The following is a 15,329-nucleotide window of genomic DNA, read 5'->3' as shown; positions in this document are numbered from 1 at the left end:
ATAAAATCCACACTAAAACTTAGTTTGACAGAGATTATAAATCTCCGCAAATTGCTTGCAAGACACTTAATGCAGCAATGGCAGCAGTTTCAGTTCGCAAAATTCTTGGCCCCAAGCTTAGGGGGTTGAAATTAAAAGCCAAGATTTGGCGGATTTCTTTGGTGCTAAAACCACCCTCAGGCCCAATCAATACTGTTAATTCATCCGCAGAGAACTGATAATCTCGCCAACGCTTCCCCATATCAGGATGAAGAACAAATTTTAAGGCACTTAAAGGATGCTGCAAATAATCATTTACATAAAGTATGGGTTCAATTTCAGGCACTTGATTGCGGCCACATTGCTCACAAGCAGCAATGGCGATAGCCTGCCACTGCGTCAGTTTTTTCCCCATGCGCTCCTCATTTAATTTAACCACCGAGCGTTCGGATATCAGCGGTGTGATGCGACTAACACCTAACTCGACTGCTTTTTGGATAACAATTTCCATACGTTCCCCTTTGGAAATCACCTGTGCCAAATGAATTGAGCGGGGTGACTCTCGATTGACTAAACGTTGATTTAAAATTGCCACAGTCACTTTTCTTTTATGGACGGAGACAATTGCTGCCTCAAATTCATAATTATCACCACGGAACAAAGTAATCTTTTCACCAGCTTGCATGCGCAAGACTACACCAACATGCTGTCCAGCAGCAGCCGACAATTCAAACTCCTGATCTGGCGCATAGTCACCAGGTTCATAAATACGAACTTCTCTCACGACACCCTCTCAACTATAGGAATTCAGCATTAAGAGTACTTATAGACTCATGAGTTACCTATGATAGCCATTTTTAAAGTGAATTAAACCAAAGGGCTGTGCTAAAATTTTTATTTTTATATATGGGGAGAATCGGTAACATGAGCACTACGCGTATAGAGACTGACAGCATGGGAGAAATTGCTGTCGCCGCTGATAAATATTGGGGAGCGCAAACCGAACGTTCGCTGCATCATTTTAATATTGGTTCTGATATTATGCCACGTGAAGTGACTCATGCTTTTGGAATTTTAAAAAAAGCAGCGGCCTTGACCAACCTGGAACTGGGTAAATTACCCCATGATAAAGCCGATTTAATCATCAAAGCTGCCGAAGAAGTACAAAAGGGTCAATTAGATGAACACTTCCCCCTACACGTTTGGCAAACTGGCAGTGGCACCCAATCCAATATGAATGCGAATGAAGTTATCTCCAATCGTGCTATTGAGATGGCAGGTGGAACAAGAGGCAGTAAAATACCTATTCATCCTAACGATCATGTGAATATGTCGCAATCATCCAATGATACCTTCCCAACCGCCATGCACATTGCCGCGGCCTTAGCTTTTCATGAAAAGTTGTTACCTGCGGTGCGTAACTTGCGTGATGCTTTAGCTGCAAAGGCCGAAAAATTTAAAGACATCGTAAAAATTGGCAGAACTCATTTACAAGATGCTGTCCCCTTGACCTTAGGACAAGAGTTTTCAGGTTATGTTGCTCAATTAGATGCCTGTCTTCATCGTTTTGAAGTGGTGTTACCCGAATTATATGAGCTGGCTCTCGGCGGAACGGCGGTAGGAACGGGTTTAAACACTCATCCTGAATTTGCCGTTACTGCAGCAAAACATATTGCAAAGATAACTCAACTTCCATTTATTTCCGCTCCTAACAAATTTGCAGCACTCGCGTCTCATGAACCGTTGGTGATGGCTCACAGCAGCTTAAAAGCACTAGCTTGTGCGCTTATGAAAATTGCCAATGATGTACGCTGGTTAGGTTCTGGTCCACGTTGCGGTATTGGTGAATTAATTTTACCCGAAAATGAACCTGGTTCCTCCATTATGCCGGGCAAAGTTAATCCCACTCAGTGTGAAGCAATGACCATGGTTTGTGCACAAGTAATTGGAAATGATACGACGGTTGCTATTGCTGCAAGCCAAGGTAATTTTGAATTAAATGTGTTTAAACCAGTCATTATTTTTAACCTTCTGCATTCCTTGAACTTATTGGCAGATACCTGTCATTCTTTCCAAGAATTTTGTGTTGATGGACTAAAAGCAAATCGGGCAACAATTGATTACTACCTTCAACATTCACTGATGCTGGTAACCGCTCTTAACCAACATATTGGCTATGACAAAGCGGCTAAAATTGCAAAAACGGCTCATCATGAAAATATTTCATTACAAGAAGCTGCTGTAAAGCTGGGCTTTCTAACGGCCGAAGAATTTAAGCAATATGTGAAGCCTGAAGAGATGGTTTATCCTGGTTAAGTGTTATTTATTCCACGATTAAGATCTCTTGGCATGACAATAGCTCCTAATCGTGGAGAGTATTTTTCAATCGTTGCAGACAATAGCTTAAAGCGGCAACATTATTACTAAATAACCACGCAATTCCACGATTTAATTCTCGATATAAACTAAACCTTGAATTCACCATGCCCACACCGATTATTTTCTTTTCTGCACGCAATTGTTTAAGTGTCTTTTGATTCATCAACGCATAATGCCCTAGCACCCCCCCATATTGTTTTTGCAAGCTGAGTTCACAAAATTTTTTTACATTATTATGCTCCGCAACGAGTAGTAGTGCCTCTTTAGGAAATTGCGAGAAAGAAGCAAAAATGTTTTCATCAAGGCTGAGTAAATGATAATCCTCACAAGGTGTAAGCGCTTGCAATATCTCAACCAATTGTGCTTCTGCCGAGAATGGGGCTTTAAGTTCAATAAAGAAATGAATCCGCTTGCCATAATTTTCTACCACTTCCTTCAAACTAGGGATTTGCGGCACTATTTGACGTAACTTTGGAAAAGTTAATTTTTTAATAGCAACATTCTTTCCCCACAAGCGTTTTAAAGTAGCATCATGATTAACGACTAATACTCCATCAGCAGTTTCTCGTATATCAAATTCAATGCCCCAGCATCCAAGTTCTAAAGCGCGTGCAAAGGCTTCATTAGTATTTTCCAAAATACGTTTATTTCCATCATGAGCACCACGATGAGCAATAAGGCGAGCGTTCTCTATTAAGAAGTCGTCGGGTTTTTTTCTGGGGAGGCTGGCAAAATACCAGTCGACGCATTTCTGTAAAAAGTCCAGGAATCGCATAAGTAATAAAGAAAAACCCTATTAATAAGATGTTCTCTCATATTATCTGAAATTCTTAATCAATTTTACCTAATCTTAACACTTCTGTTAATAAATGCTTAATTAATGATCTCTATAATCAAAATACAAACAACCAACTGGCTGAAAACCGCTCATGGGTAATGGTGTAAAAGAGGCAAAGCCTGAAAATGCAAAATTAAAAGTAAAAAAGACTAACATTGCTGATAATTTACCTCTGGCAAAGGGTATTAATAGCAGATACAGAATCTCCGATGAACTTAAATATACCGCAGAAATCGCAGGTTTTAAGAAAATTACATACCGTGCTGTTACTATCAATACGCAAGCAAAAAAATTATGGGCAGAAGTACAAAAAGCCAATGAAGACTTACAAGAAAAATTACAGGCTATTGATGCTCGTTTAGACGAGCTAAGGCAAAATGCATCGCCAGCAAATTCGAAACAGCGCCATAATTTATTGGAAAAACGCAATCAAATTTTACATAACTGTGCAGTCAATCTTGCCACATTGCATCACAATCTTTCTATCATTGAAAAAGATTTATACCCAGAACGACGTGAAGAACAGGTCTTTTATAATAAGAAGCAAGCAGCATCAGAACTCTACGTCAGTCTAAAAAATCAGGTCAGCGCACTAAGATTCCAACTGTTGCAATGTGATGCATCAACCCAAAAAATGCTGGACGAAGACCTGAAACAGCTTGAGCTCCTGCTCTCGCAAACCAATCTTATTTCCCAAGAAATGGAGAAGATAGCCAGAAACTCCGAACATAGAATAATAACAAAAGAAATATATACTCATTTGGCAAATTTACTTTATGAGCTAAATGACCAAGCCTTTGCGGTTACGCAAATTTGCAAATTAATAGAAGATCGCCTGACAATTATCACTCAAGATCAAACCATCGCAGAAAAAACAACAATTCTGCAAAATATTTATAATAACTTAGAAGCAACCTATCAATTAGTGGTTACCCATAGACAGCATGGGACTTTGTCTGATCGCTTTAAAGAGCTACTAGTGAACGAAAATTATCACTTTAAATTAACGTTTTCAGCGGATTCTTTTAAACCTACCATCCCCGTTACAACGTTACATTGGAGTGACAATGCCAGTCAGCGCACCGCCGTTAAAACAGAGCGTGAGCAATTACTTCGACAACTCAAGGAAAAAGAGCAAGTTGCACAGGAGCTAGTTAAAGTAATTGTTGAGTATCAAAAAACTTTAAAAGAAGCCATTGGTGAAGATTTGGAATATTGCCTCCAACGTGCAGCCTTGGAAACAGCATTTGGCAAGAGAAATTCATTGCCCTATTACCTTAGGCTTAAAGAATCAATTAATTTTAATTTCCAAATGAATGTTGATAAGCCAGAATTTATAGTGCATTTAAACCATTTACTAATGAATGCTTCTGCCGTCACAAGCGTTCAAATGCGACAAGAAGATTTAAAGAGCTTCCAAGAAACATTCCTACGAGATTTTCCCGAACTCTTTTTTACTGACAACCATTTTACCTATAAAGGAGAGCGATATCCCCGTCAAGAGTCCTGGAATAAGACACTGAATGACTATCATATCGCACAGCAAAGGATTAAAAGTGCGTTTGCCCACGGTGATGCTAAAACAAGATATGCTGCTATTAACTATACAGCCGAGCTGGTAAAACTTCACGACAGTCGCGCAGCTATTGAGGAATTTATAGAAAACTATACTAAAGAGAGACGCCAGATAGCCAAAGAAGTACAAGCGTTGCAAGAGCAATTAATCCACTATCCATTAATCCCTATTGAGAACCATTCTTTCACATATGCATCAACTGCATATCCACTTCTTAGCATTAAAGCAACGGTTGAGAGTTATAATTTGACACAACAAACGCTTACAACCAATCTCGCAGCTAATTTATCAACTATGACTCCAGTAAAATTAAGCCAACTGCAAAATAATTTAAAAATCCTTGAGGAGAATAAAAAAGCGATTGCAGCGTATGTTCAGCATCAAAATTGGATAAAAGAACTAAGGTTGGTTAGCCTTAAGTTAAAACAACATGAGAATCTATTGGAACCTAAGATAAAACTAGCGGATAAAATCTGTCAGAGAATAGAAGAAGAAATAACAAGGATAGAAAAAAATAACCCGCAGGATGAACGAATAGCGTTTTTAAAAAAGTTAAAAATTCCTTTTATTGAGGTAACAGCAAGATTAACTTCAGCAAAAGAAAGAATAGAGGAAGTGCTTCAAGCAAAAAGAGATACTACAAATCTCAAGCAGCAATTAACAACAGCAAAGGGCTTTCTTGCCGAGATGATTGGCATTAACCAGGAAACCCTTCAATACTTGGATCAAAGTGTGAAAGAACAACTTTCTGCGACCAATTTATCCAAACTCACAGATTCCATACCGATTTTAAAAGAATTATTTCAGTTTATTGAAACTAAACTCATTCAACCATTACACAAGTTACTCACCGGAAGCGAAAAAGCCTATCAGCCGGGTTTATTTGCTTCGAAAGCAGAAAAAAACCTGCATGCTTTTAAAAGAGATATAATCCCTGAGATTGAAGAGCTCCAGAAACAGCAGCGCGCAGCACCCGCTGCATAATATTTTTAACGAACAATTGACAGCGTTATCAATCTTGAGTATTTTAGCGACCATGCCGAGGTGGTGGAATTGGTAGACACGCTAGCTTCAGGTGCTAGTGGGGGTGACCCCGTGGAGGTTCGAGTCCTCTTCTCGGTACCATTGAATAAGTTTAAAGCACTTCATATATGAATACTATTATTTAACTATCATCCAGCCATTTTTCTCCAAACTAAAAATTAAATTAAGAATGAAAGGCAATTTTAATTTCCCTATCTACACAAATAGCAATCTCCCAATAGTTTTTTATGCGCATGTCGAATACATATTGACCAATTTGAACTTAATTATTTCTTAATGTATTTTATCTATACTCTGTAAATAAGAGGGGTCTACCGAACATAGAAATAACGCCATGAACTTTAAAAACAGCTTAAGTCAATTGCTTCAAAAATATCCTTTTATTCACATAGATATGTTGGGTGATCTTTCTATTATTGTACCCTTAACCGGGGCACAAAGAATTACTGACAATTTTTCTAAAGATGTTTCTCTTTATTTATTTGGCGATAATACCTGTAAATCTGATTTGGAAAGAAGAAAGTTTTTTGGAGCGTTAGATGCTAGTGCATTTGAATATTTGTTCCCTGCGCTTATCCGGGAATTAAATAACCTGAACAACCTTTCTGGAATAACAGTCGATGAACAACAGTTTCTGCAAACAATAATAAGCAATCTTTATGATTTCCAGCAAAAAGCAAATGAGTTTCAAATAAAAAATCCTGGTCATCAGATAATGCAGTATGATTTAGAGCACAGCGATGAAATTTTTGTTTCTAAGGGTGAGTTTATTGTTAGCGTTATACCTGATTATTGGAGACACTTGGATCTACCCAATATAATGAGTCTGTCTGGTAATACGGCTCAAGCTTACCAAAAAATAATACCCGCAGAAATGCTTGAGGATTGCCTCGAAGCATTATTTCATATTCAAACTGCGGCAAAAGTAGACAGAATATCTTTAATTGCCAGGATTATTAAAAACATCTCGGAAGGTCAGGCTTTTTTACGTGGAGAAGATGAAAACCCCAAGCAATTATTTATCGCAATTTATGAAGCGATGCGAAAAGAAGATCCTTCATTAAAAGAACAAATACCGGAAATTTTTAAAAACATGGAAGAAAATTGGCCCTTTGTTTACGTTGCTGATGACGATGAGACGCATGAGAGCTGGACTGAGCAAAACAGGATAGAAGCCATTCAATCGATATTTAAACAAGCCAACATACTTCAGGAACCAACAGAAGTTAAGCAAAAAACGTTTGAGATTATCTATCAATTGGCCCTTGCAGGCTATCAAGAAAGAAATCCGGATCCGCAAAATTTTAACTTGCAGCGAACCTCTACTTTCCAGTTGTTTACCTTACAAACCTTTCTCTATTTATGTGCTATAAAACTGCGTATTAAAAATAAAGAGAGCGCACAGAGTTTCCTTAAAATTTTTCAGGATAAAAACGAATTACATCATCTGATAACCCAGTTATGTACGAATGAAAAAGAGTTCATGAACATGATGCGTGATAGATTTTATTTATCCGCTGAGGAGTATCAATCCGTTGCTGATGCAACTTATGAAATCGCTATGGCTCATATTGATGCCGATCATTTTGATGAATTACGAATCGCCTGCACCACACAATCACTGGACAATGCACACTATATTGTTATGGGTAGTCGTCTTTGCTGGAGTACCACACCCATTACTGAAGATACCAATATAAACAGTCCAAAAATGCAAAAAGAGGTTTCTGCTTCGCATTTCGAGATTTTTTACAATAAGCGCGAAGCCTATGTCAAAGAATCCCGTGCTTTTCAGCAGATAAAATCTTTATTCACCAAAAATGTAACCGATCCAAAAATACGTCAAGAATTTATATCTCATATTAAAAATTTATCCAACAATCAAAAGCAGGAACTCTTGGTCAAGGCGATTAAAGAAAAAAAATCTCAACACGCTCAACTTTTAATTGAAAACAGCAACGAGGGATTTTTTCCTTATGCGTTTGTTACTGCCTTAAATGAGGACCCTGCTTTAGTTAAAGCATTTCTTAGTGCAGACTCTGAATATAGCCGATATATTAAAGGTAAGAATTTACATCTGGCAGCGAGGGATGGTGACTTGGAACAAGTGAAACTCATCCTTCAACATAGGCCTGAATTACTGGAATATGAAGATAAATTTAAACAAACCCCCTTGCTTTGGGCTTGTTTAACTGGGAAAGCAGAGGTCGTGAAATATTTAATGGACGCAGGCGCCAATATTCATGTCAGAACAAGAGCTCCCTGGAATTATGAATACAGCCGCAGTGAAACATCCATGGGAAGGTCGGCTATGCAATGGGCTAAAGCCCTAAATGAGAAAGATCCTCTGAATTCAGCATTAATACTGACTTTATTTGATAATTATCATGAACAAATGGAAAGAAATTTTGCAGCAGATCCTGAGTATAAGAATCGGTTTGATGCTTCCCACTTAACTCGGGCTATAGAGGGCGGCGATTTAAAATTAGTGGAGATGTTTCAAAAGCATTGCCCCCAATTAAAGGTTAGTGAGGACGATTTCCAACGCACCACGAAACAGTTTGCTCAGCAACAACTATTAGATCAACTGCTTCCTTATCAAGCTCAATTTAATGAGTTGCTTGAAAAAATACAAATAAAAGCAGCAGAATTTAAACTTAACTATTACTCCACGTCTACTGCAAGACAAGCAATTGAACTATTAAGCTCTCAATTAGCCTATGCGAGAAATAAATTTTTCTTTAGCGAAATCACAGCTGAATCATTTCAAAATTTTGCAAAAGAGTGTCATGAGGCGCTTGAGAAGGCCAAACCAATTTTGGCTGAACATCGGGGTTGGCATGACTTTCCTGTAGTTGTCAGAGCCATCGTCGGTATTCTTTCAGCTTTAGCAGTTATCCCTGCATTAGCCGTACAAATAGCTTCCAAAAAAGGCTATGTGGGCATGTTCTTCAAGAACAAGGAAGAAATAAAAACGGCTTCTACCAAAATATTGGAGCAATTTGAAAAAAACTTGGAGGCAGTGAAAACCGATATGTCGGGTAAAATAGGAAAATAAGCAGGACGATTAATGATACTAAGTATATAGCTATACCCATTCTATGGGTAAAGTATCTATTTCAATAGTCATTATTCAACGACTTGTTTAATTTGAAGCGCCATCGCTATTAGAAGCTATTCTCCCAAACGCCTGACCATAGCGAATGCTTTGACCTGCTGATAAATTATCAAGCCAATGAACTTTTTCCCCGTCGGCAAATAGCAGGACAACCGTGGAGCCTAACTTAAAATAGCCCATTTCTTCACCTTGTAACATGGCGATATTAGTTTGCTCTAGATCTGCATAGCTAAAAAATTGCTTCTTGCGCGAGCGTTTTAAGTCACCATGCCACTTGGTTCCGATAGCTCCTACAATAGCAGCACCAACTAATACTATTGCCATGAGTCCTACTTTGGTATCGAAAAAAATAACCAGCCGTTCATTACGAGCAAATAGATGAGGAACAACGCGGGCAACAGCAGGTTGTACGGAAAATAATTTGCCTGGAACATAAATCATCTCTCTTAACGTGGCGTCGATAGGCATATGGATGCGATGATAATCTTTAGGCGATAAATAAAGTGTGGCAAAACAGCCGTTAATAAATTGCTCACTTAATGCCGGTTGACAGGCTAATAATTGCTCCACCGTATAGTAACGACCTTTAGCCTGCAAAATTTGTCCCTGCTTTACTGTTCCTATTTCACTAATAAATCCATCGACGGGTGAAACGATATCTGCAGTAGCCAAGGGTCGACATTCTGCCTTTAAATGACGGATAAAAAATTCATTAAAGGAGCCATATTTTTCCAGATCTTGCTCCTGAGCCTCTTGCATATCAACGCAAAATTGCCGAATAAAGCGGCGAATTAGTAAATTTTTAATTGCTGGTGAGCGAACATTCGCCAAAAGTCCTGAAAGCTGGGTTAACAGCTGTTTTGGTATAAAAAATTGCGGCAGCGTTTTTATATAATCATTAAGCATCACGATAAAATCAATATTAAAAAATTATCTCCAAACAAAGAGTCTAACATATTTGTGCAATATTTCAGATTTAGTGAATGATTTAACCACATATTGTAAGTGCCAGTCATTTTATGGCAAATTAAAAAATAGCTTGATTAAAACTTAGAGATTGCACTGTCATCGCTTCAATTAGTGTGTTCACTCATCGGGTTTTGTTGGCCGCCAGGAGGGTAGTCAAGATAACAAAAAACCAATACAGGGAGAGTGCTTATGCGCAGTAAATATCATCATGTTCATTATCGTGCTATGCCTGCACAATCACGTTTTGGACTTATTTTTGGTGTTCTTCACAATGAAGAATGTTACACCGCTGAAGAATTACAATTTAGAACACGAATTCTAAGCGCAAGAGCAAATTCGGGATTAGACGCTGATCTGTTACAAACGAGTAACAGCTGGTTTTCTACTAACGAGGATTCTGCCTTCACCAATATTAATGAGAATTCCTGGTTTTTTTATCCAGAATATCGGCCACGAGAATCACTTAGCACCGAAGATTTTCACATTAGCCTGGTGGATAATCAACGATTAAATTGGCCAGAACTGGCAACCATGACCCGTACCATAGGTGATTATCTATTACTGCGTAATAGCAATTTGCCTGCGAGTCATCTCAATCAACCCATGAATTATGTGTTACTGGATATTATCCGTATACTTAAACGCCTCTCCGTCACGGATAATGCTGAATATGTCACCAAACAATTGCAATTATTGCATAACTATTTGCGAACAGTAGAAATACATACCTCTGCAACTGTTGGTAGTGACCGACTTTTTTTGAGTGATTGTCGCCTTACAATCGAACATCAACAGCAAACCATTGAAAATGAAATTCACTCCCGACAATTGAAGACCCAAATACATCAAGTACAGCAACAATTAAATCAGGTCGCAGAATTAAGACATACTATATTGCATTTTGCCCTATCTGATTCCGCTGTTAATCCTCATCCTTACTGGGAGCATTTCGCCACACCAACACAACCTCAGCTTGACTCAAAAAAAGAATTTCCTACTTTAGCAGCCAAGGCCTGTGGCACAATGCGCTCTGATGAACTTGCTAAAATAAATGAAGAATCGGCGATAAATCCACAATTAAATGTTCTTGAGTTGTCAGCTGAAACACTTTCCCAGTGTCCGGATTTTAAATTTGTAGCCGCTTTACCTGAAGCTGTACAGGATGCTTATCGCAATAGCTTAATTGATCTCCAGGAAATTTTGCGCTTTCAAGGGATCCTGGATCAGCTGCTGCAACTTTTTGATCAGGCAGGCGAAGTATTTACGATAATTCAGTTTCGGGAGCAAATGCTTGGGCTACTAAAAAATATTGAACAATTTATTCAACATTCCCAGCATAATATTATGCAGGTTCTAGAAGCGAATACCAACCTCTACCATCAATTCATTCAAGCAAAGCAGGATTTGCGTTGGTGGGAAAAAATGCTAACCCAACGGCAAGAAAAAATGGATAATTTTATTGCAAATCAAGATAATTTGGCGCGCTTTGACACGACTCCTGCTGATTTACAGATGGCTAATAAAGAATTACTACAACAGGTCAATCAGGTGGTTAATCAATTAATACAACATGCTAGTGAAACCAGTCAGTTGCAGTTGGTAAGCAGCACTCGAGAGATGGTAGAACAATTAATGAATTCCATGCATGCCTGGATAGGGCGGCAATATGAACTAAAAGGGCTACCCATTCCTGAAAAACCGCAGCTCAATCCTATAGCTGAAAAGAGGGGGCTTGATACTCCCAAAACCGAGCAGCCTACCTATTCTCACCATCAAAAATTGATCATTAAAGAGCCTACTGCTTTGACTTCATCGACTTCTAAACTTACTCCTTTTCAATTTTGGTCACAGCCACAGGTCACTTACCTTCCTGCACCACGACCCTGTAATTCTCTCTCTTGCAATGCGACACCACCGATGCTCTCTGCTGCAGAAAACAATGCAGGCAATTCTACTGCTCCAATGCTGTATGCTGGAGTGGCTCTAGGCTTCTTAGTCTTACTGCCTTTAAGTATTTTAGCACTTAAGCTGCTCTATGATTCCTGGCAACCTTCTGCACAAAACAGCAATTATGAGGCTTCAGATTTTGAAGCAATCAAAATTAAAACAGCAGATTTATTAAGCCTGGTAAACAATTTACAGGATACGTTAAAAGTGGAGGAATATAATTATTCTTTGCCCTTTGTTAACGAAGAATACAATCATTTAATTGGCAAGGCGGGGAAAGGGCAGTTTGATGTCAGTGGAATGCAAAGTCTCCATGATGAATTGGTAGAGATTCATCAAGATTTATCCCTTTATATGCCCCAAACCTTAACTCATTAATAGAGAGCGTGTAAGATTTGCCGCAGATCTTGATCGGCGTATCCTGCTCTTAATAATTAGGCTCTACAGTGGCTACTTTAGATTCTGCTGTTTTTTCATAGGTTTTGGGTTTTGCATAGAATTTAAGCTGGGTGCCATAATAGGGCAGATGTGCTTCAGTGATGTCACTTAAATCGACAGGCAATGGTATCTTTTTAGAGCTGCTGTCTTGTTTCATGTTTGTAAGAATTCTTTTTAATAAGTGGGTATTTAAAGAACTCTCTTCATTACCACCGTTAGTTAAAATCATGGCAATAAGTTTTTCCTTTGAATATTTTTTCGCCCGAAATTCTTCTAGAAAACCATTGACTTCGAGCACCCGCGAACCACCAAAAAAACCCCAGCCTTTATAGTCTTTTTTCGCAGAAGTAACTAGTTTTTCGATAAATTTATCGGATTTCCTGGCAATCCAGACAAACATCGCATTATTAAATTGTTTAATGCGAGCCTTAGAAACAGGAATGATAAATTGCTCGTCCTCTTTAACATATTCTTGTGCTTGTTTTGCATAAAATTCAGCTTGAAAATTTCCATGTTCAATCGCATTTCGCACACTTAACAAATTAACCTCAACTTGGGCCTCTGTTGCTGTGATCATCATGGGTATAAGATTTTTCATCAAATGCGTGTTCAAGGAAGAACTCTCTAATCCCCCCTCACTTAAAATAGTTGCCAAGCGATTCGCACAAGTATGCTTGGTAGATTTCAAATAAGCTTCTACATGGGGAGCTCGATAGCGTTGGGCAGTTACATTATAAAAAACAGGCTTATAGCTTTCGATGCTATTGAGAATCATGCTATTAAAGATTTCTTCCTCTAAGGTATTAACCCAGATAAATAAAGTTTTCAGACAAGTGGATATTACCTCTCGATCAGTATGTTTCCTGTTCAACAAGGCCGAATAATCATGTGTTGCATTTTTATTCAATTCCACATCCTTACTAATCAGATGACGTTGAAAATGCAATCCATTATAAAATTCCTGCAGATCTTTAATACAATCCGCAAAGGCCCGGGCCCATTTCGGACTCGTCAAATGGGGTAAAACTTCTGTTTCTGACTTAATAATTAATTGTGAAACAGCAGTACAAAATTCCTGATTATCACTAGCCTGCAGCTCTATTGTGTTTACGGAGTAATATTTTTTTGTACATTGATGGAGCTCATACACAAAAGCCTCTAAAGCCTTTAATCCTTGTTTCGAATTACTGGCATCGTCACAATCTACAGTTTCTGACTCCGTAATTAACTTTGGATCATCAATAAGCTCAAATGATTCTGTTAGGGTGCTGACATCCGTTTCGTTTTTCACTGCCATTGGCAAAGGATTTTTGCGCAATGCGTTAGCGAAATCATGAATTAAAATTTCACCACTATTGATGATTGCTTTGATGGTTTGTCGATGTGCATCACGCCAAATTTGGTGATAACGCTGTGTCATCTTTTGCAGATTATAACGACCTCCTGGTGGTGTCGTGTAAGCATTCAGGGCATTGTGGTTTTCTTTCTCTTTTTCGTATCTCTCCCAATGCTCTTGCATTTTTTCATTCTCACTTGCTGCCCAAGCTTGAATTTTGTGAAAAACAGACGGTTTATTGCGTAAAAAACGATTAAAGCCTACTACAGGAGCACCACTATTATTTTGCGTACAGCCTGCATACAATACCACGGCATCGTATAGTTCATTATATTCTCGTTGAAAAACCTGCATAATGTGATTAACAAAAGACTGTGTATTTGTTTTCTCATTGAAGAGATCCGGGTAGGTTTTTTCTAATTGTTCCCTTTTATGTTGTGGCAGCGCATAAAAATCAAGTTCCAGCTCATTAACTAAATCGGGATAAAGGATTTTCAATTCATCACGTTTCTCCTTAGGTAGTGAATAACTGCTAAGCTTTAGCTCATTTTCAAAATGCTCTTCTACATAATGAAATACATCCGGATATGTCTTCTTAAATTGTTCTAGTCTGTCTTCTGAAAGATAACGGTAATCTAAGTTAATAATGTCAGCTTTACCAAAAAAATTCTGTAGATGCTTGGTTAGATCTGGATAGCTTTCTTCCCAGCGTTTTCGTAGTTCTTGCGGAATAGAAGAATAATACAATGCGTACTCTTGTCCAAAATATTCCTGCAGACGCGCACGTAGCATATCAGGGTCAAAAGTAAGCAATTCTTTTAAAAGAGCACTGAAAAATTGCTCTTGCCAGGAAATATCCCCTGTTTCCGTTTTTAGCGCCTGGTTTGCAGCTAATTTCTGAAACTCAAGAAACGATTGAAAGCGCTTTGCCAGATTAATATTGCCAGGCTTGGAATTGGTTGGTGTATGAGTACGTCCTTCAATAACAGGAAAATTATCCAAATCCTTCGAAAGCAATTTCATTCCTTTCTCTGGTAGTTCTTTAAGTATACCATCCACCCAGCGCTTGCCTTTCATAATGTAGGTGTAAGGGTAAAGGGCCATATCCCAGTCAATCAGACCAAAGAGACTAAAATTGCCGGGATGACGATCATCACATTTTATCCGCCAGGCACTTACTAAAAGCTCTGCAACATTGTATTTTAATAAGGTTTCGGTGGATGGGCAAACTAATTCTCTTTCTTGTAAATCGGCAGGCAAGGATTGACCAGAGACAGCCAAAGGGATGTAATTCGGCAGAGTAATTGAAACGGTACCCTTAATTCGCCCATGCTCATCGAACACCAATCTTTCTTCAGCAGCACGCTCACCCAAGGCAAGACGAACCAGAATACTAGCCGCTACAGAGTATTTGGCTAATAGCGCGGGATAGCTTCCGTCCCCAATCCCATCGGGGATTAGTTCTTTATAAAATCCAGTTTTTATTTGACCATCAGTATCAGTAAATTCAACCTTGTAAACTTCATGTCCTGATGTCGGCACTGCTGATCCAGCAGTTTTTCTTTTTAACTGGCCATAACGTAACGCCTTCGCTGGCAGTGGCATGGCTCATTCCTTATTCATTTTTCCCTTATTGAATATTCATATTAAGCAGAAAAGCTTCTCTAGTTCAATAGTATTTTTAAAAGCAATAATGCATTCGCAT

8 protein-coding genes and 1 tRNA gene are annotated in these 15,329 nt (G+C 38.5%); 5 read left to right on the top strand and 4 right to left on the bottom strand.

The window, feature by feature from the left end:
• Positions 1 to 34 precede the first annotated feature (34 nt).
• Positions 35 to 763 carry a 16S rRNA (uracil(1498)-N(3))-methyltransferase gene (locus clem_RS00335; protein ID WP_094089784.1) on the bottom strand — a complete coding sequence of 243 codons (729 nt, stop codon included), beginning with the start codon at positions 761 to 763 and terminating at the stop codon, positions 35 to 37.
• A gap of 140 nt (positions 764 to 903) precedes the next feature.
• On the opposite strand from clem_RS00335, the gene fumC reads away from it, so the two are divergent.
• Positions 904 to 2,295 carry a class II fumarate hydratase gene (gene fumC, locus clem_RS00330; RefSeq protein WP_094089783.1) on the top strand — a complete coding sequence of 464 codons (1,392 nt, stop codon included), beginning with the start codon at positions 904 to 906 and terminating at the stop codon, positions 2,293 to 2,295.
• 46 nt (positions 2,296 to 2,341) lie between these two features.
• Here fumC and clem_RS00325 read toward each other — a convergent pair whose 3' ends face one another.
• Positions 2,342 to 3,133 carry a glycerophosphodiester phosphodiesterase gene (locus tag clem_RS00325; RefSeq protein WP_094089782.1) on the bottom strand — a complete coding sequence of 264 codons (792 nt, stop codon included), beginning with the start codon at positions 3,131 to 3,133 and terminating at the stop codon, positions 2,342 to 2,344.
• 154 nt (positions 3,134 to 3,287) lie between these two features.
• Here clem_RS00325 and clem_RS00320 point away from each other — a divergent pair, with 154 nt between their 5' ends.
• The 3 genes from clem_RS00320 to ankF all read left to right on the top strand — a co-directional run bounded on the left by clem_RS00320 (position 3,288) and on the right by ankF (position 8,874).
• Positions 3,288 to 5,756, top strand: a complete 2,469-nt coding sequence (locus clem_RS00320; protein ID WP_094089781.1) for a hypothetical protein — start codon at positions 3,288 to 3,290, stop codon at positions 5,754 to 5,756.
• Positions 5,757 to 5,810: 54 nt separating this feature from the next.
• Positions 5,811 to 5,897: transfer RNA gene (locus tag clem_RS00315), tRNA-Leu, on the top strand.
• Between the two features lie 253 nt (positions 5,898 to 6,150).
• Positions 6,151 to 8,874, top strand: coding sequence for a Dot/Icm T4SS effector AnkF/LegA14/Ceg31 (gene ankF, locus clem_RS00310; protein WP_094089780.1), 2,724 nt, complete (start codon positions 6,151 to 6,153; stop codon positions 8,872 to 8,874).
• Between the two features lie 87 nt (positions 8,875 to 8,961).
• Here the strand turns inward: ankF and asd are convergent, their stop codons facing one another.
• Complete coding sequence (gene asd, locus clem_RS00305; RefSeq protein ID WP_094089779.1) at positions 8,962 to 9,840, bottom strand: archaetidylserine decarboxylase; 879 nt, start codon at positions 9,838 to 9,840, stop codon at positions 8,962 to 8,964.
• Positions 9,841 to 10,092: 252 nt separating this feature from the next.
• Between asd and clem_RS00300 the strand changes: the two genes are divergently transcribed.
• The gene (locus clem_RS00300; protein ID WP_094089778.1) at positions 10,093 to 12,228 is read left to right on the top strand and encodes a hypothetical protein; all 2,136 of its coding nucleotides are present in this window, start codon (positions 10,093 to 10,095) and stop codon (positions 12,226 to 12,228) included.
• A 49-nt stretch (positions 12,229 to 12,277) separates the two neighbouring features.
• On the opposite strand, the gene clem_RS00295 is transcribed toward clem_RS00300, so the two are convergent.
• Positions 12,278 to 15,229 carry a hypothetical protein gene (locus clem_RS00295; RefSeq protein ID WP_094089777.1) on the bottom strand — a complete coding sequence of 984 codons (2,952 nt, stop codon included), beginning with the start codon at positions 15,227 to 15,229 and terminating at the stop codon, positions 12,278 to 12,280.
• Positions 15,230 to 15,329: the final 100 nt, after the last annotated feature.

The sequence above is a fragment of the Legionella clemsonensis genome, assembly GCF_002240035.1.
Lineage (GTDB): Bacteria > Pseudomonadota > Gammaproteobacteria > Legionellales > Legionellaceae > Tatlockia > Tatlockia clemsonensis.
Note: the sequence above shows the minus strand (reverse complement) of the source record. Positions and strands in the feature narration are given on the sequence as shown.